Raw genomic sequence first — 20996 nt, 5'->3', positions numbered from 1 at the left:
AACCGGGAAGGGAGCACGGCATGGCAAAGGCGTTGGCGGACAAGGAACTCAAGCTCATTGATGCCTACTGGCGCGCAGCCAACTATCTGTCGGTGGGGCAGATTTATCTCTATGACAACCCCTTGCTGAAAAAGCCGTTGAAGAAAGAGCACATAAAACCCCGCCTGCTCGGTCATTGGGGCACTACACCGGGATTGAATTTCGTCTATGCCCATCTGAACCGTGCGATCAAGCAGCGGGACCTCAGCATGATCTACATTATCGGTCCGGGCCACGGCGGTCCCGGCATTGTCGCCAATGCCTATATGGAAGGCACCTACTCGGAGGTCTATCCGAACATCGCGCAAGACGAAGAGGGCTTGAAGCGGCTGTTTAAGCAGTTCTCGTTCCCCGGAGGCATTCCCAGCCACGTGGCGCCCGAGACTCCCGGCTCAATACACGAAGGCGGCGAACTGGGGTATGCGGTCTCGCACGCGTACGGGGCTGCGTATGACAATCCCGACCTGATCGTCGCCTGTGTCGTCGGCGACGGCGAGGCCGAAACCGGACCATTGGCGACGTCCTGGCACTCCAACAAGTTCCTCAACCCGGCGACCGACGGAGCCGTGCTGCCGATCCTGCATCTGAACGGGTACAAGATCGCCAATCCCTGCGTGCTGGCTCGTATCAGCCACGAAGAATTGGATCACCTCTTTCGCGGCTACGGCTACATGCCCCATTTTGTCGAGGGCAGTGATCCGGCCAAGATGCATCAGCTCATGGCTGCCACAGTCGATACCTGCTTGGACGAAATACGCCGCATCCAAAATCAGGCCAGGAAGAACGGTGTCAAGGAGAGACCTCGCTGGCCGATGATCATCCTTCGTTCGCCCAAGGGGTGGACCTGCCCGAAGGAAATCGACGGCAAACGGACCGAGGGCTACTGGCGCAGCCACCAGGTGCCGATGGGGGAAATGCATGAAAAGCCCGCGCATGTGAAGATTCTTGAGAAGTGGATGAAGAGCTACAAGCCGGAGGAGCTGTTCGATAAAACCGGGCGATTAACATCCGAACTGGCTGAACTCGCGCCCAAGGGCGAGCGTCGGATGAGCGCCAATCCACACGCCAACGGTGGCCTGCTGCTGAGGGATCTGCGGTTGCCCGATTTCCGCGACTATGCCGTCAAGGTGGCGAAACCCGGTGCTGTCGCAGCCGAGTCCACCAGGCTGATGGGTAAGTTTCTGCGCGATACGATGAAACTCAATATGGACAGCCGGAACTTCCGCCTCTTCAGTCCGGATGAGAACAATTCAAATCGCTGGCAGGATGCGCTGGAGGTCACGAATCGCGCCTGGATGGCGGACAGGTTTCCTTATGACGACCACTTGGCGCCTGACGGCCGGGTGATGGAGATGCTCAGCGAGCACCAGTGTCAGGGTTGGCTGGAAGGCTATCTCTTAACCGGCCGGCACGGGTTCTTTTCCTGCTATGAGGCATTCATCCATATTATCGACTCGATGTTCAATCAGCACGCCAAGTGGCTGAAGGTCTGTCATGACATTCCCTGGCGGCGGCCGATCGCCTCCCTCAATTATCTGTTGTCCTCCCACGTCTGGCGGCAGGATCACAACGGATTTAGTCACCAGGACCCAGGATTTATCGATCACGTGGTGAACAAGAAGGCGGAGGTCGTGCGCGTGTATCTCCCGCCGGATGCGAACACGCTCCTGTCAGTCACCGATCACTGCCTACGCAGCCGCAATTACGTCAATGTGATCGTCGCCGGCAAGCAGCCGGCCCCGCAATGGTTGACGATGGACGAGGCGATCAGGCACTGCAGCGCGGGCATCGGAATTTGGGAATGGGCCAGCAATGACAAGGGGGGAGACCCCGATGTCGTCATGGCCTGCTGCGGCGATGTGCCGACGCTGGAGACGCTGGCTGCTGTGGACTTATTCCGCCAGTATCTCCCGACATTGAAGATCCGCGTCATCAACATCGTCAATCTGATGAAACTGCAACCGAAGAGCGAGCACCCGCATGGGCTCTCGGACGGGGACTTCGATGCGCTCTTTACCAAGGATAAGCCGATCGTGTTTGCCTTCCACGGCTACCCGTGGTTGATCCACCGGCTCACGTACCGGCGGACAAATCACAAGAATCTGCACGTGCGCGGCTACAAGGAAGAAGGCACGACGAGCACGCCATTCGACATGGTGGTAATGAACGATCTCGACCGCTTTCACCTCGCCGGGGACGTCATTGACCGGCTGCCGCAGCTCGGGTCCCGCGCTGCATATGCCAAGCAGGCCATTCGCGACAAGCTGCTCGAGCACAAAGAATACATCTCCACATATGGGGAAGATATGCCCGAAATCACCGACTGGCAATGGGGACGGCGCGCGCCGTCGAAGCGGCGAGGGGGCTCTACGGAAGCGGACAACGTCTGAGGGCAAGGAGCATCATCGGGATGAAACCCGCGATGATCGATTCGGGGAAAAGTTTTCCGCTCGGAGCGACCGTGTCCCCTCAGGGGGGCAACTTCAGCGTGTTTTCGAAGAGCAGCACACTGGTGGAATTGCTGCTGTTCGATCACGTGGATGATGCGAAGCCGGCCGCCGTCATTTCCCTCGATCCTTGGAGGAATCTGACCTATCACTACTGGCACGTCTTCGTTCCCGGGCTGCAAGCGGGTCAGATCTATGGTTACCGTGTGCACGGGCCGTCCGAACCGCAGCGAGGATTGAGATTTGACCCGCAAAAAGTATTGATCGATCCCTATGGCAGGGCCGTGGCAGTGCCGAAACAGTACGGCCGGATCGCGGCATCCAAGCCTGGGGATAATTGCGCATCCGCCATGAAGAGCGTGGTGGTCGATACGGCCCTGTACAATTGGGAGGGTGACGCGCCGCTCAAACAGCCGTCCGCGAGAACCATCGTGTACGAAATGCATCTGCGGGGCTTCACGCGCCATCCCAGTTCCGGCGTGGGTGAAACAACACGCGGCACGTATGCCGGTCTGATCGAGAAGATTCCATACCTTCAGGAACTCGGCATCACCGCGGTTGAACTGCTGCCGGTGTTCCAATTCGACCCTCAGGATTGCCCGCCGGGACGTGTCAATTACTGGGGCTATGCGCCGGTCTCGTTCTTCGCACCTCATCAGGCATACAGCTCGCGTCAGGATCCGCTCGGCGCAGTGGACGAATTCCGCGACATGGTCAAGGCTCTGCATCGGGCGGGCATCGAGGTCATCCTTGACGTCGTCTATAACCATACCGCCGAATCACACCAGGACGGCCCCACGTTCTGCTATCGGGGTCTCGAAAACAGTGCCTACTACCTCCTCGAGGAGGACCGGGCCCGGTACAGCAATTACACCGGAACCGGCAACACCTTGAACGCGAATCAACCGATTGTCCGCCGGTTGATCATGGATAGCCTCCGGTACTGGGTGGAGGAGATGCACGTCGACGGTTTTCGGTTCGACCTGGCTTCGATCCTTGCCCGCGACGAAGCCGGTCAGCCGATGCAGAATCCTCCTATCCTCTGGGATATCGAATCAGACCCCGCCCTGGCCGGGACGAAACTTATCGCGGAAGCCTGGGACGCCGCAGGACTGTACCAGGTTGGCTCGTTTATCGGGGATAGTTGGAAAGAGTGGAACGGACGCTTCCGTGACGACGCCCGTGACTTCTTCCGCGGCGCAGAAGGCTCGGTAAGCCGCTTCGCCGACCGCTTCATGGGCAGCCAGGAAATCTATGGCCACAAGGAACGGGAGCCCGAGCAAAGCGTGAATTTCGTCACCTGTCACGACGGTTTCACGCTCAACGACCTGGTCTCCTACAATAGCAAGCACAATGAGGCCAACGGGGAAGACAACCGAGACGGGACTAACGATAACAAAAGCTGGAACTGCGGCGTTGAAGGACCTACCGACGATCCGGTCATCGAGCGGCTTCGGAACCGCCAGGTGAAGAATTTCCTGGCCGTGACGTTGCTTTCGGTGGGGATGCCCATGATTCTCATGGGTGATGAAGTGCGGCGCACGCAGCGTGGCAACAACAACGCCTATTGCCTGGACGACGAAACGAATTGGCTCGATTGGACCTTGGTCGCCAAACATGCCGACGTCCATCGGTTTGTGACGCTGCTGAATGCCCGACGGCTCTTGCGCGACATTGAACACGAGCGCCAACGGATGAGCCTCACTCAGCTGATCCGGCAGGCGACGAAGGCGTGGCACGGCGTGAAGCTGCATCAACCGGACTGGGGCCCTCATTCCCACAGCATTGCCGCTACCGTGGAGCTGCGCCGGGAAAAGCTCCTCTCTCACTTTATTCTGAATGCCTATTGGGAGCCGCTGGAATTTGAACTGCCGCCGCTGCACGAAGGGAGCGGAGACCAGTGGTGCCGATGGATCGATACCGCCCTCGACTCGCCGCACGACATCGTTCCCTGGAAGACCGCGCCTTCGCTTCCCGGTCATACCTACCGGGCTGAGGCGCGTTCCGTCGTGGTCCTGTTGGCGCGCGTCGAACCGGGGAAGAGTTCAGCGTCGTCCGCTGGGTAACAATACGGTGAGCAAACCCTATGGAGGTAGGGCTGCATTTTCGGCGCAGATGAGCCGGGGGCGCAATCTCGCTGTCCGGGCCGACGACAACATACACTCGTGACGCGTTCGTGGAGGTGATATGAAAGACCGTCTGAACGACCTTCTTGAACAATACGGATGCGGCCCTATCCAGTTTACCGGCACCAGAGACGCGCTTTATGAACGGCATCTGATCTTCGACCATGTGATCGATCCCAAGAAGGCCGACCCGCGCGAACAGTTTGAGGCTGCGGCTCGTGCCCTCCGCGATGTAATTTCGCAGCGCTGGCTCAAGACGGAACGAACGTACGAGCAGAAGAATCCCAAACGGGTATATTACCTGTCGTTGGAGTTCCTGCTCGGCCGGTCGCTTGCCAACAATGTTACCAACTCGCTCCTGGGTTCGTTGGCGTTTGAGGCCATGAAAATGAGGGGAGTGGACCCCCTGGCTCTTGTCGAGATGGAGCCGGATGCCGGGTTGGGGAACGGCGGGCTTGGCCGGTTGGCGGCGTGCTTCATCGATTCGATGGCGACGTTGCAAATTCCCGGCATGGGTTACGGACTCCGTTACGAATACGGGATCTTCAAGCAAGCGATCGAGGACGGCTGGCAATGCGAACAGCCGGACAATTGGTTGCGGCGTCCTGATCCCTGGGAAGTGCCCCGGCTCGAGGAAGCCGTGGAGGTGAAATTCAACTGTTCGGTCGAGATGCGGGAGGGGGACTTGCGCTTGGTCCCCGGCCGGCCGTCCAGCCTCATCGGCATTCCCTTCGATCGTCCAGTCGTCGGGTACGGCGGCAAGACCATCAATACCCTCCGGCTCTGGGCTGCGTCCGTCCCGAAGTACTTCGACTTTCAGCGGTTCAGCAGCGGTGATTTCACAGCAGCATTTGCCGGCACACTGGGGGCCGAGTCGCTCACCCGCGTGCTGTATCCGGACGATTCCACGGTTCGCGGTCAGGGGTTGCGGTTCATGCAGGAGTATTTCCTGGTCGCCTGCTCGCTCGCGGATCTCGTGCGACGTTTTCGTCGCGGCAACACCGACTGGAATGCGCTTCCCGGGAAAGTCGCCATCCAGTTGAACGACACGCATCCCGCGATGGCCGTCCCCGAACTCATGCGGATTCTGCTCGATGACGCGCACCTTGGCTGGGACCAGGCCTGGGATCTGACGCAACGATCGCTCGCGTACACCAACCACACGCTGCTGCCCGAAGCCCTCGAAAAATGGCCGCATCAGTGGTTCGAAATCATGCTCCCTCGTCATCTGGAAATTATTCATGAGATCAATCGCCGCCTGCTCGATGCGGTGCGGACCCGCTTCCCAGGGGACGAAGGACGCCTGGCACGGATCAGCCTGGTGGAAGAGGGAGGCGCCCGCAAGATCCGCATGGCTAATCTGGCCATTGTCGGATCGCACAGCACCAACGGCGTGGCTGCCATTCACTCCGGGCTCCTGCGATCGATGACGGTCAAGGATCTGGCCGAGATGTATCCTGAGCGTTTCAACAACAAGACCAACGGCGTCACGCCGAGACGATGGCTGTTGCTGGCCAATCCCGCGCTCTCGCACACGATTACCGAGGCTATCGGCGACGGCTGGATTACTGATCTCAGTCAACTGGGCAAGCTCAAGAAGCTGGCCGACGAGAAAGCGGTGCGCGCCGCGTTCCGAAAGGCGAAGCGCGAAGCAAAGGCCAGCTTTGCCCAGTGGCTGAAGACGACCTCCGGACAGACCGTTGATCCGGACACCATCTTTGATTGTCATGTGAAGCGCATCCACGAATACAAACGCCAGCTCCTCAATGCGCTGCGCGTCGTCGTCCTGTATAACCGGCTGCGGGACAATCCGGACCTCAAGATGGTTCCGCGGACATTCTTCTTTGCCGGCAAAGCGGCACCGGCCTATCACTTGGCCAAAGTGGTCATTAAATTCCTGAATAATCTGGCCGGCACCATCGATGGAGATCCTGTCGTACGCGGAAGACTCAAGGTCGTCTTCCTGCCGGAGTATTGCGTGTCCCTTGCGGAACGGCTGATTCCGGCCTCCGATGTCTCCAACCAGATTTCCACCGCCGGCTATGAAGCCAGCGGCACGAGCAACATGAAATTCATGATGAACGGAGCGCTGACGCTGGGTACACGCGACGGCGCGACCATTGAGATGGCGGAAGAAGCCGGGGAAGAGAATTTCTTTCTGTTCGGCCTGACCGCGGAGCAGGTGGCAGGCATCCGGGGCTGGTACAGCCCGCACTGGCACTATGAGCACGAGGCTGAGACCAGGGCGGCGTTGGACCTGATCTCCTCCGACTACTTCAGCCGGAACGAGCCGGGTGTGTTCGCGCCGCTTCTGCATGCGCTGCTCACCGGCGGAGATCACTACATGCACCTGGCCGACCTCACCTCCTATCTCGAGGCTGACCGGCGGCTCTGCGACCTCTATGCCGACCCGGACGGGTGGACGCGCAAGGTGATTCTGAACGTCGCCGGATCTGGAGAGTTCTCCAGCGACCGCACTATCGCCGAATACGCGTCCGACATCTGGAATGTGAAGGCTTGCCCGGTGGACTAGCAAATGAGCGCGGTATGTGCGCGAATCCATATTGGAGGTTGACGCATCATGTCGAAGGATAAGGACAAAAAAGAGAATGGAGCGAAGCTGAAACGCAAGCAGTATGAGGAAGAGCTGCGCAGGCTTCAGGCCGAGCTGTGTATTCTCCAGGACTGGGTCAAACAGAAGGGCCTGCGGATCATGGTGGTATTTGAGGGGCGCGACGGAGCCGGGAAGGGCGGCACCATTCGCGCCATCACCGAACGCGTCAGCCCGCGCGTGTTCCGCGTGGTGGCGCTCCCAGCCCCCTCGGATCGCGAGAAAACCCAGATGCATCTTCAGCGCTACATGCCTCACTTTCCAGCGGCCGGTGAAATCATCATTTGGGATCGCAGTTGGTACAACCGTGCCGGAGTCGAGCACGTTATGGGCTTCTGTTCCAAGGATCTATACGAACGGTTCCTCGAACTCTGTCCGATATCTGAGAAATACGTCGTGGACGCCGGGATTATACTCATCAAATATTGGCTCGAAGTGAGCCACGAGGAGCAGCGGCGGCGTTTCCAGGCCCGTGTTGAAGACCCGTTGCGCCAGTGGAAACTCAGCCCGATGGACCTGCCGTCACTCGAGAAGTGGTACGAGTATTCGCGGGCTCGCGACCGGATGCTGGAGGCGACGCACACGAAACATGCTCCCTGGTACATCGTGCGGTCTGACGACAAGAAGCGTGCTCGCCTCAACTGCATCAGCCATCTGCTCAGTCTGATTCCTTATAAGAAGGTGAAGCGCGACAAAGTGACACTGCCCGATCGATCGATGAAATACAAATACGACGACCAGGCGACGTTGAAGGGCAGGACCTTCATTCCGGAGAAATACTGAGCGGGTGTGTGAAACGACGGGCATCGCGAACGGCCACAGAAGCCATGATGCAGCAGATGAAACCAGGGAGGTAGGGGGTGCGTGTCGCCATCGGATCCGATCACGCAGGTTTTCAGTTGAAAGAGATCCTGAAGACCTATCTTACCGGTCTGCGGCACAGCGTGCTGGATCTGGGAACTCACAGTACTGCCCCGGTCGACTACCCGGACTTCGCGGAAGCCGTTGGCCTCGCCGTGCGTCAGGGAGACGCGGATCGAGGCATCATGATCTGCGGCAGCGGCGTGGGCGCGTCCATCGCCGCCAATAAGATTCCGAAGATTCGCGCGGGGGTCTGTCATGACACCTACTCGGCGCGCCAGGGGGTGGAGCATGACGACATGAACGTGCTGGTCATGGGCGGCCGCGTGATCGGGGAAGAGGTGGCGCATGAGCTGGTGCGCGCCTTTCTGAAGGCCAAGTTCACGCACGATGAACGGCACCTTCGGCGGCTGGCCAAGGTAGAGGCCATTGAGAGGCGTTACCTCCAGAAGAACAGGCGGAAGGCTCGCCCGAAGTCGGCCGATCGTTCGTCGCGCTGAAGGTCGTGGCCTCGCAGAATATCCCGCTCACAGCCCAATGTCCGTGAATGGTTTCATTGACTAAGATGTGACGAGGAGCCGGGATGAAGAGATTGCTGGTGCAGGATTGTTCGGGACCGCAACTCGCGTGGAGGTTTCATCGAGCTTTGTGCGCCATGGCGATCCTGATTCCCGTCCTGGGAGGCAACCTGTCTGTCGCGTCCGCGTCCCCGGCCGCAACCGATCCGAGGGAGGCAGCCTATTGGATCGGGCAGGAACTCGTGAGTCTGGCCGCGGGGAGGTCCGAGAAGGAAGCTGTGCCGGGCTCCACGATGACGGTTGTGACGATTCTGGTCGAAGAGCCTGTGTCGGGGGACCTCAACGGAGACGGTGTGGAGGATGCGGCCGTGTGGCTCCTGCAGCAACCGGGCGGCACGGGGAGTTTTCTGTACGTGGCGGTCGCGCTCAATATCGAAGGGCGCTTCGTGGGAACCAACGCGGTGTTCGTGGGAGACCGGATTGTCCCGCAAGCCATGCGCATTCGGAACGGCGTACTCTCCGTTACCTATGTTGATCGTCATATGGGTGAGCCGATGGCTGCGCGCCCGTCGGTCGGGGTGACAAAGAATCTGACGGTCAGCGGCGGCGCCCTGGCTGAGGTGCCATAAGGAGGGGAAGGCGAGCGGGGCTGAGAGGCCTCTCGACTTCATGGAGGCGTATCCTTAGAATGGCGGCCGATGCGGATCAATCATGCCGCCTGTGCCCTTCATAGAGGGTCGGCATTGCAACGTTCACTGCGTCTCACGCAGACCATGTCGGTCGAAATCAGACTCACAGAATTACGTAATAATGGGCTTTATGATCTGCACCGCTGGACCGGCGATGTGGATACATTAATGTATGAGGAGGATGTATGAACGCGTTTGGGAAAGATCACTCGATGCGCAGGCTCCACCGGCAGCGCTGGCTCCTTTCGGGTTTGTTGCTGGCAGGCCTGCAGGCCACGGCTTGCTCGATCAATCCGGTCAGCGGACTGCCCGAGGTCACGCTGATTTCGGTTGAACAGGAAAAGAAGATCGGCGAAGAGGAGGCCAAGAAGGTCGAGGCGCAGATGGGCCTGCTGAAGGATGAGCAATTCCTCCCCTATCTGGATGCACTCGGTCAGCGGCTGGCGAAGGAGTCTCCGCGCCAGGACCTCACGTATCGGTTTCACCTCGCGGATATGGCGGAGCCGAACGCCTTCGCCCTTCCCGGCGGCTACGTGTATGTGACTCGCGGCCTGCTCGCCCTGGTGAACTCCGAAGATGAACTCGCCGGCGTCGTGGGACATGAGATCGGGCACGTCGCGGCCCGGCACACCGTCCAGAAAATCTCCAAGCAGGGCCCCTTCGCGGTGGTCTTCGGGATCGCGTCGGGGATCACCGGCATGGTCAGTCCACTCGTAGGACATATCATCGGGGGCGTCGGCGATTTGACCCAGGGCGTGCTGTTTTCGCCCTACAGCCGCAGTCAGGAGACGGAGGCGGACCGGGTGGGACAGGACATGGCCGCGAACGCCGGGTGGAACCCGGCCGCCTTATCCGTCTTCTTAAACACACTCGGCCGTGAAGTCGAACTCATGAGCAAGGAGCCGCGGAAGCCTAGTTTCTTTGACTCGCACCCTGCGACTCCCGATCGGGTGACAAAGACCGCGGCGCATGCCAGGGAACTGACGCAAGCGAGCCAGGCGCCGATCAGCGCGACGAACGAAGCGTTTCTGGCCCGATTGGACGGCATGGTGTATGGCCAGCGGGCCGCGAACGGTGTCTTCGAGGGCCGCACGTTCCTCCATCCCGACATGAATTTCTTCCTGGAGTTCCCGGAGAAATGGAACAACGACAATACACCCGAGAGGATTGTGTCGGCCGCGCCCAATAAAGATGCGGCCGTCGTCGTGGGGGCTGTGGCGGAAGGGAGCGATCCCCTGGAGGGCGCTCGCCAACTCGAGAACAAGGCCAAGATCGACGTGGTGTCGAAGACGGAGAAGACGACCATCAATCAGCTCCCTGCGGCCTTCACGCAGATCAAGGCGAACGGCGACGTGACACTCCACATCACCTGGATTGCGCATGGCGGGCTCATTTATCAGGTGGTCGGCATGGCCCCGACGAGAAATTTCGAAGCCTTGCAGGCCCTCTTCTGGTCGGTCGCTCACAGTTTCAGGCCCCTGTCGGCATCCGAACGGACCGGGGTCAAGGAGAAGCGCATCCGTTTGGTGAAGGCGCAGGCAGGAGAGTCGATCGAGGCCCTGGCGGCTCGCACCAACTCGGCCTGGAAGAAGGAACAGATCGCGGTCGTCAACAATCTCGCGGTAGGGGATCAGCTCAAGGAGGGGCAGCTCGTCAAGGTGGCCATCGCCGAACTGTATGAACCGAAGAAGTCCCGATAGCAGGGAGGAGCCCATGCCATGGCACGTCCGATAAGGGGCCGAAGGCCGTTCGCTTTGTTCGCGCTGTTGGTCGTGTTTGGCCTGCTCCAGGGCTGCTCGTACGTGCGTCCCACCCCGAACCAGCCGTTGGATCAGTGGGACCCGGAGGGCGGGTACCGGTTCCGCAACCTCGCCCCGCCTGATGCCGATAATACGGATGGTCTGCTGATCATCGCAGCCTTTTCCGGCGGGGGCACCAGGGCTTCCACGCTCGCCTTCGGGGCGTTACGGGAGCTCGCCAGTCAGCAGATCACCTGGGAAGGGAAGCGCAAGCGCCTGCTCGATGAGCTCGATCTCATCTTCGCCTTGTCCGGAGGCACCTTTACCGCCGGGTACTACGTGCTGCATGGCGATCGGATATTTCACGATTTTGAATCCCGCTTCTTACGGAAGGACTGGGAAAGCGAACTGAAGGCCAGAGTGTTCACATCTCCCGGCAATTGGATCAGGCTCTGGTCTCCCTATTTTGGTCGCGCGCATCTCATGGCGGAACTACTGGACGAGTCGCTCTTCGAGGGGGCCACCTATGGAGATCTGATCAAGCGCAATCAACGTCCCTGGCTCCTTATCCATGCGTCAGATATGGCCACGCTCTCGCGCTTCGAATTCGTTCAGTATCAATTCGATATGATCTGCTCGGATCTGAGCCGGCTGCCGATCGCCTGGGCCTCCGCCTCGTCCGCGGCGTTGCCGTTGGTGCTCAGTCCCATCAGCTTGAAGAATTATGCCGGGCAATGCGGCTATCCTATGCCACCATGGCTGAGCGAAGCCAAAAACAAAGGCGGTATCGCCGGTCAGCGAGCGAACGAGTTGCTCTCCTACCAGGATATCGAGAAGCGTCCTAACATCCATCTCCTCGATGGCGGCCTGTCGGACAATTTGGCCCTCCGTGGTTTGCTCGAATCATCCAGTGTCATGGGTGGGCTGGAGCGATTCTTAAAGGAGGGCAACCTGAAGCAGGTCCGGAAGCTGGTGGTGCTGTCGGTGAACGCCGAAACCAGTCCCGATGTGCTCGAGTACCGGAGCGATCATATCCCGGCCATTACCAGCGCGATGGGTTCTATGGTTGACCTGCCGATCAATCGTTATTCGTTCGATACGATCACGCTGCTGCGGATGGGCGTAGAAAAGGTGCGGTTGCAGCTTCGTGCCTCACCACGAGCGGCCGACAGCCCGTTCGCCTCCGACGCCGACGTCTATTTCATCAACGCCGGTTTGAGCGAAGTGGCTGATCCGGACAAACGGCGCTCCCTCATGAAGATTCCGACCACACTGTATCTCACGGACCCGCAAATAGACCAACTGCTTCTGGCCGCCTCGCGCCTGATCCGCGACGATCCTGAATTTCAGCGGTTGATGCGGGACCTGGAAACGTCCCAGTGAAGCGGGAAGGAGCGAACCAGGAGGTGAGGGAGCGTCCGGTCATTATTCGGCAAGGGGAAAGGAAGGAACGCGCGAGATGATAGTGAGGCAATGTTTAAGGATGATAGCGCTGGTGGCGGTGCTGGTCATGGCGATGACCGGTTGTGCAGGTGGCCTGGTCGGGAGCAAGGAAGAGAAGCTCGCGTATTTCGATAGTCTGGAAAAGGACACGCTGACCCGGCTTGTTAACGAGCAGCCCGGAACGGAACAGGAATTGGCGCGATCGGTCGGGTATGCTGTCATTGAAAAGAAGGTCGTGAAAGTCCCCGTGGTCGGCGCCGGAGGCGGGGCCGGGGTGGTGGTGGACAAGGCGAGCGGAAAGAAGAGCTATCTGCGTGTGCCTGAGCTGCAGTTCGGCTGGGGATGGGGCGGACGAGCCGAGAGAGTGATCCTGATCTTCCGGGATGCCGAGATGCTTCGGGATCTCGCCGCCGGCACGTGGAATACGGGGAGTGAGGCCGAACTGGCGGTTAAGGCAGGAGACATGGGCGCCGCAGGCGCGATCGGCGCGGCCGAGAGTGATGCCATGGCAGATCTCATGAGGCGGCGCGTGAGGACCTATGTGCTGACCGATGCAGGTATTTCCGCGACCGTTACGATCGGTGTGCTTCGGGCGCAGCCCTATTCCATCGAGTAGAAAGAGGAAAGAGCGAGGTTCGTTCCTCGCCAGGTCAGGCAGTTGCTCGTTTCAGATCAAGGAAGAACACGATGAGGCAGCGAATCGTGGGCATGATTCCGGCCGGACACCTGTGGGTCTGGCTGTTGTGTACGACCGCCGGACTGGCAGGTTGTTATCCTTCAGACAGACTCCCCGCCGTGCCCCCGGAGCTGCAGGTGCAGGCAGAGGTGGCGGGTCTGCCAGGGGTCCGGTACGTCCCGGCGACCCTGCCAGAACTTTTGCGGGAGGCGGAGGAGTCTGCCCGGCGCGAGTTGGAGCAGCGGGCGAAAGCCGGCGAAACCGGTCCGCTGCCGCCTGTCCATTTCCTGGCGGTGTCGGGAGGCGGCGATAACGGCGCCTTTGGCACAGGGCTATTGAACGGATGGACGGCTTCAGGCACCAGGCCGGAATTCAAACTGGTCACCGGGGTCAGCACCGGAGCTTTGATTGCGCCGTTCGCCTTTCTCGGCCGGCAATACGATCCGGTGATCAAAGAGATCTATACCGGCATCTCAAGCAAGGATATTCTCGAGGAGCGAAACTTTCTTGCCGCGGTCCTGGCTGATGCCATGGCGGACAACGCGCCGCTCTGGAAACTCACCAAGAAATATGTCACAGAACAACTGCTGCAGGAGATCGCGGCGGAATATGTGAAGGGGCGCCTGCTGTTTGTCGGCACGACCAACCTTGATGCCCGCCAGCCGGTCATCTGGAATTTAGGCAAGATCGCCGCCAGCGGACATCCGGATGCCCTGCACCTCTTTCGCAGCATTCTGATCGCCTCGGCGGCTCTGCCGGCGGCGTTCCCGCCGGTCTTTATCGACGTGGAAGCCAATGGGCAGCGGTATCAGGAAATGCATGTGGACGGCGGGGCCTCGGCTCAGGTGTTCGTGTACCCGCCGCAGCTCCAGCTGGCGGAGCGTGCGGCCGCTGCCGGTATGCAGCGTGAGCGCCACCTCTACGTGATCCGGAATGCGCGGTTGGATCCGGATTGGGCGCAGGTGGAACGGCGAACGATGTCGATCGCGGCCCGCGCCATCACCTCACTGATCCAGACGCAGGGCAGAGGCGACCTCTTCCGGATTTTTGCGGTCGCCCAGCGGGACCAGGTGGATTTCAATCTCGCCTATATCCCGGACACCTTCAAGGCTTCGCATAAGGAAGAGTTCGACAACCCCTATATGCGGCAACTGTTCCAGCTCGGGTATGACCTGGCAAAGAACGGGTACGACTGGACCAAGCAGCCGCCTGGATTTTAACCCGCATTCAAGAACGGTATGTTCAGGCGTGAGCGTATGGTGTCGCACATCTCTGGAAACCAGATCGTGGGACGTTTCACGTCTGTCGGGGGGCTGTCTTCGCGCTGTCTCTGGTGCGGTAGCCTTCTTCACGCTGCTCTGTGCCGGGGTCGCCCGGGCTGAAGACAAGACTCCTGTCTCGTCGAATTGGCACTATGGCGCCTACCTCGACGGCAGTTATCCTCTCAATTTCAATTTTCCGGAAAACCACAAGTGGCGGAGCAAAATCACCACGCCGCGAACGAACGAGTTCGCGCCAAACATGGCGATGGGGTATGTGCGTAAGGATGCGACGCCGGATTCGAGATGGGGCCTGGAAGCGGGGGGACAGGGAGGTTATGACACCAGCCTGCTGGTGCCTTCAACGACCCCGCAGGGCGACAAGCCCGTGCCGGGAGCGGACGTCTTGCGCTATGTCCACCGGGCGAATGTGTCCTACCTGGCGCCGCTAGGGAATGGTCTGAAGCTGACAGCAGGACTGTTTAACAGCTTTATCGGGTACGAGTCGTTCTTAAGCCGGAACAACTCCAACTACACCAGATCCTATATGGCCGACAATGCTCCTTATTTCATGACCGGCCTGGCCGCCCAATATCCCGTCACTGAGACGTTGCAGCTTGCCGTCTATGTCATCAACGGATACAACAACCTTTCACGACCGAATCTGGTTCCCAGCTACGGCACCCAAGTGATGTGGAAGCCGGCGCCTTCCTGGACGCTCACGCAGAACTTTTACTATGGTCCGGATCAATTCGACACGTCTCTGACATTTTGGCGGTTTTTCTCGGATAGCATCATTGAGTGGAAAGATGACGCCTGGACGGTGGCGCTCGCTTATGATGCGGGCACGGAGAATGCTGTAGAGCAGGCCGGCCATCCGAGACTTTTTTGGACCAGCGCGGCGCTCTTTGTCCGGCGTCATGTCAGTGGGCCCTGGAGCGTGGCCTTCCGCCCGGAGCTGTATTGGGATCGAAACGGGCGATTGACCGGAGCAGAGCAGCTCATCACGGCGGTGACGTCCACCCTTGAATACCGCATCGCCATTGGACGCCAGACCGGCCTCTTGCGCCTGGAATACCGGTTCGACCGATCGACCGGCTCTCAGGGCGGCTTCTATACGGGAGGGGAGGTCGCGCCCGGTGTCGCCGGGCTGACCCCGAATCAGAATCTCGTCATCCTCGGCCTGCTGTGGGCCTTTGATTCATAATGGTGGAGACATTTCAGGTGAGACCATTGCCTGTGCCACGACGAAGGTTTGTCGGTCATGCCCATGGTCTTGTGTGGGTGTGTGTCTGCGCCCTCCTGGTTGCCTGTTCCGTGACCAAAGAGCGGGAGGGGCTACCCCCGCCGCCGGAGCCGGGACCGCTTGAGTGGGAAGTTCCTCCGCCCCTGTCCGCGCAGGCGCTGTTGCCGGCGGACTGGCTCAAGGGACCACAGCACATGGTTCAGGACGAAGTCGTCAACGATGGCGCCCAGCACCATTTTGTCGTGACCTCCGACTTCGGGACCTTTCCCGCCACCGGCGTGGCCATGCTTCGGACCCGCATCGGAGAAAGCGAGGCCATCGCGGCGCTGAGGGAGGTGCGCAAATCGAAGGTGTTCGTCGATGCCCTCCAGTTTCAGGTTCTCCATCCCTTGCGCGGTGTGAAGATGCTGATCATGGAGCCCGGACGGGTCGGGAGTAGTGTTGCCGGGGGACTCCTGGAGTTTCTTGCCATGCCCGGACGCGCGAGCACGTTTGAATCGAGCGAGCGGGAAGATTCTGTGACGAAGTCGACGATCGGTTTTTCGTATCTGAAGCGCAAACTCGCGTTTGAGTTGGGTGTGGATCCCTATTCGTCCAATCCCGTCCTGCAGGACGAGTTGAACGAACTGACCTGGATCGCCTTCACCGCCGATCTGGCTCCTCAGTTCGGGTATTTCTTTATACCGGGAGGCGGCATCCTCTGGTTTAGCTTCAGCGCGACCCGCTGGACCTCGTACCTCGATGAGCAGGTCCGCGACTATTCACCGGGCGATCTGCGCGCCATCGATCGGGACAAATTGGAGAAGATGGGAGTCAGTGAGGAGGACATCCACCGGTTCTTCCTCAATCCGGTGTATTCTCCGCGACACTCGACCATCATCACCACGGTGCTCGATGAACTGGCCGGCGTCGAGGACCGTGAGGCGTTCCTTGCGGTCGCGAGGGAGGCGCCTTCCGAGGACCTGGCGCTGTTTTACCAGCACGTGGCGGAGATGATGCGCGGGTATCACCTGCATGTCGGCGCCGTTGACCGGCTGCTGGCGCTGCCGCGTATCCCGGCTCTCTATGCCAGGGATCAGACGCTTGTCGTGATGCTGCCGGTCGATTACCTGTTTTGGACCTCGCGCGTTGCGCGTGTCGCACAGGCCCTGACGGCCCATGTGCCCAGCCGGCCGCGTATCGCCCGGCGCGAACTCTGGATCGCGGGAAATGTCTCGCCTCGCGCCAGGCAGGAATTGGAAGCGCTGGGATGGACGGTGTATGAGCAGGTATTTGTACGGCTGAATCCGCCGAAGTGAGACAGGAAACGCATAATGACCTGTTGTGGGAATGAGCCGGTTGAGGTCGTACATGATGTTGACGTTCGCGAGAGCCGCCTTTGCCGGCTGCCCCGGATGGCGAGTTCAGGAACCGCTCTCGCCCGGGTAGGCGGCTGGGTGCTGGCACTCATCCTCGCCAGCCCCCTGGTCGGGCTGGGACAGGAACCAAGGTCCGAGCCGCCGGTGCGGAGCGCCCCGGAATCGGGCCCGAAACTGGAGATGGACGAGCCGGCGGAAGAGCCCGATGTCGTTCCCCCGAAACGCCGCCTCTTCAAAAGGCTGGGGCCGCAGCCGGTGACGCCGGAGCAGCGGGAAGAAGCCGAGCGGCTCAGAATACTGGCGGCTAAGTATGGGACCGACCCCACCGCCATCGTGGGCCGCATGCAACTGTCTTCCGCCTACAACGACCTGGCTCAGGGAGCGCGAGCCAGCGATACCATTGCCCGGGTCGATCTGCCGTTCCGGAAGGATTTCTTGCTCCGCGTGGATGCGCCGTTCCTGAAATGGAGCGACCCAGATCGGCCCGGCGCCACCAGCATGCAAGGCTTCAGCGACCTCGCCGTCACAGCCGGGTGGCGTGCCTATAACACGCCCGAATACGCCCTCCTCGTCGGGGTGGTCTCAACGATGCCGACCGCCGCCGAGACCGGTTTGGGCCTCGGCAAGTACACGGTGGGCCCCACCATTGCCACGGCCCGGTTTCTTCCCCAATGGGAGTCCTTCCTGATCGGGTTGTTCACGCAACAAGTTTCCATTGGGGGCGATCCGGCTCGAAAGGCGTTGAATCTCTCGCGGCTCACCGCACAAATCAATTCGTTCTGGGCCGGGCGTTGGTGGAGCATCGCGCAGACGGTGTGGCAGATCGATTGGGAGCGGAACGCGAAAGGCAGCCTGACTCTGGAACTAGAAGTCGGGCGGAGTGTCGTGGGACGCTGGGGGGTGTACGCCAGGCCGGGGATCGGAGTGTTCGGGCGGGATCTGATCGGGGCCTATGACTGGAATGTCGAGGCCGGCGTGCGTTATATGTTCCCCAGTTTCTAGCAAGAGGCTGTCACCCGTTGGGTTGCGGTAAGTCCGCGATGGCCTGCACATCCGGGGGCTGGGTCGATGACGTTGGCAGGCGTAATCAAGCGCCTGCTTGCTCCTATCTTTGGGGGCAAGGCTAATCTATCCGAGGAGGACGCAATGATGACAAGAACAGCAGGGCTCGTCACGGTCTTCACGGTGACCATGGCGGCAGCGGGTCTTAGCGCGCCGCTTCAAGCAGTTCTCCATGCCGAAGGGCGTGATTCCGGCTCGGATGTCGAGTTGTTGCGCGCGGACGTCCGGACGAAGAAGATGGAGATGATTGCAGAGCGGATGCAATTCACCGGCAAGGAAGCCGATGCCTTCTGGCCTCTGTACCGGCAATATGAGGTGGAACTGGCCGCCATCAACGACAAGAAGATCGCCGTGATCCGGGATTATATGGCCTCACACGACAACCTTGACGGCGCGCGCGCGAAGGAGTTGGCGCAGAGCGTGTTCGAAGTGGATCAGATGACGCTCGATCTGCGGAAGAAATACTTTCAAGAGCTGACGGGGGTGTTGTCTCCCAAGACGGCGGTACGGTTTCTCCAAATTGAACGCCGGCTTCAGCAACTGGTGGATGTCCAACTAGCGGAGGGTTTTCCGCTGATCAAGAAGTAATGGGACGCGTCGGGGCGTAGATCAGGGGCGCGGAACGGCCGCATAACAGATTCGCGGCCGGCCACCGTCATCCGGCGGATGGGGAATAGCGTGTGCCGTGGGCCCGGACGAAGGGTGGCAACTTCGTGTCGTGGAGGTGCCGGCAAAGGATGAATAGAACGGCCCGGGTCCATACAATTGTTCCAGCCATCATCGGGGGAGTGTGATGATCACTGAAGTTCGGACCGGCACGAGGGGCTTTCGAGGCCGCTCGTATCTATGGACGATCGGGCTCCTGCTCTGCGTCGTGACCGCGACAGGCTGTCCCAGGATGGTGTCCCTCGATTATCAGCCGAGTAATCCGCTCAGAGGACAAGGCACGGTCGGGACCGCGCCGTTCCACTATCAAGCATCCGATGAGCATCGCGTGCGTCCGCGTCAGGTCGAAAGCAACCCGTCATCCAAGACCGAATTATTCCTCACCAAGGAAATCGGGGTGTTCTTCTCGGACGCGCTCAGGCTGGAACTCGGCCGGTCGGGGTACACCGTGAGTGATTCGAGTGATCGCGTCGTGTCCGGGACCATCACGCGGTTTTATCTCGACTGGAGAAGCGATGAGGACCGGTCGTTCGAACTAGCGGCGGACTATACGGTGCAGTCGGGCGAGCGGACCCTCTTTTCCTGGCGCTGTTCCGCGGTTGAGACGGGGCCGAACAGACTCGTTCAAGACGGGATTCTGATTCGCAAGGGAGTCGCAGACTGCATGCGCCGGTTCATCGAAGCCGCGCAGGCCGAGCGGATCCTCTGATCGATCCGGTTGCCGTTTCTCAACCGCCTGTGGAGAGGGAGAGGCGCGGGACGGCTAGCTCTCGAGTTCTTTCAATCGGGCGCGGGCGTTCTCAATGCGCTGGTGGGTGTCGGGCGTATCCTTCTCCTTGGCCAGATAGTCCCGCAGCGCCGCTGCGGCCTCTTTGCGCAGTCCCTTCTGTGCCGAGAGTTCTCCCAGCGCATAGAAGCCGGGCGCATAGTCCGGCCGCAGATTCACGAGCGTTCGATATTGTTCAAGGGCCGCATCCGGGTCGCCTTTGGCCTGGAGTGCGACGCCCAGGTTATAACGGGCGCGCGCGCGTTCCGGCTGCACGCTGAGGAGTTGACGGTAGGTGGCAATCGCTCCGTCGAGATCGCCGTTCGCCTGTAAGGCCGCGCCCAGGTTCAACAGCGCGGCGGCATGAGTCGGCTGGAGGCGAAGCACGGTCCGATACTCCGCCATCGCGGCAGTGAGATCGCCCTTTTCCTGAAGCGCGTCGGCAAGACCTTGGTGCGCGTTTACGTAATCGGGCTGGAGCTTGATCGCCTGACGGAACGAGGCGATCGCTCCATCCAGATCGTGGGCTTCGTGCTGCGCGATGCCCAGATTGTAATGGGCTTTGACGTGGTCGGGCTTGAGGGAGATCGCCGCCTGATACTGGGCGATGGCGCCCGCGAAGTCACCCGTTGATTGCAGGGCGATGCCCAGGTTGTTGTGGGCTGCGACGTGAGCCGGTTGAAGCCGGATGACGGTCCGGTACTCCGCAATGGCCCCCTCAAGATCGTTTTTTGTGTGGAGCGCGGTGCCGAGGCTGTAATGGGCGTTGACATGATTAGGTTGCACCCGGACCGCTTCGCGGTACTGCTCGATCGCCTCATCGGTCAAACCCTTGCTCTGGAGCAGGATGCCTAAATTATTCCGGGCGCTCACGTCCTCGGGCTGCACCCTGATCGCTTCGCGGTATTCCGCGATGGCGCCGTCCAGATCCCCTTTGGCCCGCAACGCGATGGCCAGATTGTAGTGGATGTTGGGGTGGTCGGGATCCAGCCTGAGCGCGGTGCGGTAGGCTTCGACGGCCGCATCCAGGTTTCCCTTGGACTTCAGCGCGTTGCCGAGGTTCCCGTATACATCCGGTTCGTCCGGCGTCAGCTTCAGCACCGCGCGGTATTGCGCGATGGCGCCGTCCAGATCGCCTTTGGCCTGGAGGGCCACACCCAGGTTATACATCGCCTCAGGAAAGTCGGGCTTGAGCTTCAATGCCTCGCGATAGTTTTCAATGGCGCCGTCCAGATCGCCTTTGCTCTGCTGCACGACGCCCATGTCGTTGTAGGCCGTCGCATCCATGAGGAGGGCATCAGAGCCGGTGGGGAGCGACCAGAGGCAGAGGCTCAGCAGAACCAGAAGGCCGGCAGACTGAAGCCGGTGTCGAATTGTCGGACGGGGGAGTGCTGACATCGTCTCTCTCATGTCCGGTTGCGGCTGGATATCTCGTCGTGGGCATCGGCCCCGGATTACGCACAACGCAAGTATATGTCGCACCATACATC

General features: G+C 60.3%; 16 protein-coding genes. 15 read left to right on the top strand and 1 reads right to left on the bottom strand.

Annotated features, from left to right (window positions below):
- The first annotated feature begins 20 nt into the window (after window positions 1-20).
- From ACO9S2_RS02155 to ACO9S2_RS02085, 15 genes are all read left to right on the top strand, one after another.
- Window positions 21-2429 (top strand): phosphoketolase family protein, encoded by a 2409-nt coding sequence (locus ACO9S2_RS02155; protein ID WP_423720163.1) that lies wholly within the window; start codon window positions 21-23, stop codon window positions 2427-2429.
- 20 nt (window positions 2430-2449) lie between these two features.
- A complete protein-coding gene (gene glgX, locus ACO9S2_RS02150; RefSeq protein WP_423720162.1) occupies window positions 2450-4552 on the top strand; it encodes a glycogen debranching protein GlgX in 2103 nt (700 codons plus the stop codon).
- A 121-nt stretch (window positions 4553-4673) separates the two neighbouring features.
- Window positions 4674-7145: a glycogen/starch/alpha-glucan phosphorylase gene (locus ACO9S2_RS02145; protein WP_423720161.1), complete on the top strand. Its 2472-nt coding sequence runs from the start codon at window positions 4674-4676 to the stop codon at window positions 7143-7145.
- 48 nt (window positions 7146-7193) lie between these two features.
- Complete coding sequence (gene ppk2, locus ACO9S2_RS02140) at window positions 7194-8006, top strand: polyphosphate kinase 2 (RefSeq protein ID WP_423720160.1); 813 nt, start codon at window positions 7194-7196, stop codon at window positions 8004-8006.
- Between the two features lie 77 nt (window positions 8007-8083).
- Window positions 8084-8584, top strand: a complete 501-nt coding sequence (rpiB, locus tag ACO9S2_RS02135; protein ID WP_423720159.1) for a ribose 5-phosphate isomerase B — start codon at window positions 8084-8086, stop codon at window positions 8582-8584.
- A gap of 83 nt (window positions 8585-8667) precedes the next feature.
- The gene (locus ACO9S2_RS02130) at window positions 8668-9231 is read left to right on the top strand and encodes a hypothetical protein (RefSeq protein ID WP_423720158.1); all 564 of its coding nucleotides are present in this window, start codon (window positions 8668-8670) and stop codon (window positions 9229-9231) included.
- Between the two features lie 245 nt (window positions 9232-9476).
- Window positions 9477-10991 carry a M48 family metalloprotease gene (locus tag ACO9S2_RS02125; RefSeq protein WP_423720156.1) on the top strand — a complete coding sequence of 505 codons (1515 nt, stop codon included), beginning with the start codon at window positions 9477-9479 and terminating at the stop codon, window positions 10989-10991.
- An 18-nt stretch (window positions 10992-11009) separates the two neighbouring features.
- A complete protein-coding gene (locus ACO9S2_RS02120; protein WP_423720154.1) occupies window positions 11010-12413 on the top strand; it encodes a patatin-like phospholipase family protein in 1404 nt (467 codons plus the stop codon).
- Window positions 12414-12513: 100 nt separating this feature from the next.
- Window positions 12514-13089 (top strand): hypothetical protein, encoded by a 576-nt coding sequence (locus ACO9S2_RS02115; protein ID WP_423720153.1) that lies wholly within the window; start codon window positions 12514-12516, stop codon window positions 13087-13089.
- Between the two features lie 71 nt (window positions 13090-13160).
- A complete protein-coding gene (locus tag ACO9S2_RS02110; RefSeq protein WP_423720152.1) occupies window positions 13161-14369 on the top strand; it encodes a patatin-like phospholipase family protein in 1209 nt (402 codons plus the stop codon).
- 28 nt (window positions 14370-14397) lie between these two features.
- Entirely contained in the window at window positions 14398-15615 is a 1218-nt protein-coding gene (locus tag ACO9S2_RS02105) for an outer membrane beta-barrel protein (RefSeq protein ID WP_423720151.1), read from the top strand.
- A gap of 32 nt (window positions 15616-15647) precedes the next feature.
- Window positions 15648-16952 carry a hypothetical protein gene (locus ACO9S2_RS02100; RefSeq protein ID WP_423720150.1) on the top strand — a complete coding sequence of 435 codons (1305 nt, stop codon included), beginning with the start codon at window positions 15648-15650 and terminating at the stop codon, window positions 16950-16952.
- Between the two features lie 96 nt (window positions 16953-17048).
- The gene (locus ACO9S2_RS02095) at window positions 17049-18014 is read left to right on the top strand and encodes a hypothetical protein (protein ID WP_423720149.1); all 966 of its coding nucleotides are present in this window, start codon (window positions 17049-17051) and stop codon (window positions 18012-18014) included.
- 144 nt (window positions 18015-18158) lie between these two features.
- A complete protein-coding gene (locus tag ACO9S2_RS02090) occupies window positions 18159-18662 on the top strand; it encodes a hypothetical protein (protein ID WP_423720148.1) in 504 nt (167 codons plus the stop codon).
- A gap of 205 nt (window positions 18663-18867) precedes the next feature.
- Window positions 18868-19449 carry a hypothetical protein gene (locus tag ACO9S2_RS02085; RefSeq protein WP_423720147.1) on the top strand — a complete coding sequence of 194 codons (582 nt, stop codon included), beginning with the start codon at window positions 18868-18870 and terminating at the stop codon, window positions 19447-19449.
- 54 nt (window positions 19450-19503) lie between these two features.
- Here the strand turns inward: ACO9S2_RS02085 and ACO9S2_RS02080 are convergent, their stop codons facing one another.
- Window positions 19504-20904, bottom strand: a complete 1401-nt coding sequence (locus tag ACO9S2_RS02080) for a tetratricopeptide repeat protein (protein ID WP_423720146.1) — start codon at window positions 20902-20904, stop codon at window positions 19504-19506.
- Window positions 20905-20996 lie beyond the last annotated feature (92 nt).

The organism is Nitrospira sp. NS4, assembly GCF_049546785.1.
Classification (GTDB): Bacteria; Nitrospirota; Nitrospiria; order Nitrospirales; family Nitrospiraceae; genus Nitrospira_D.
The sequence above is the reverse complement of the archived record's forward strand: the minus strand, read 5'-3'. Positions and strand labels throughout refer to the sequence as shown.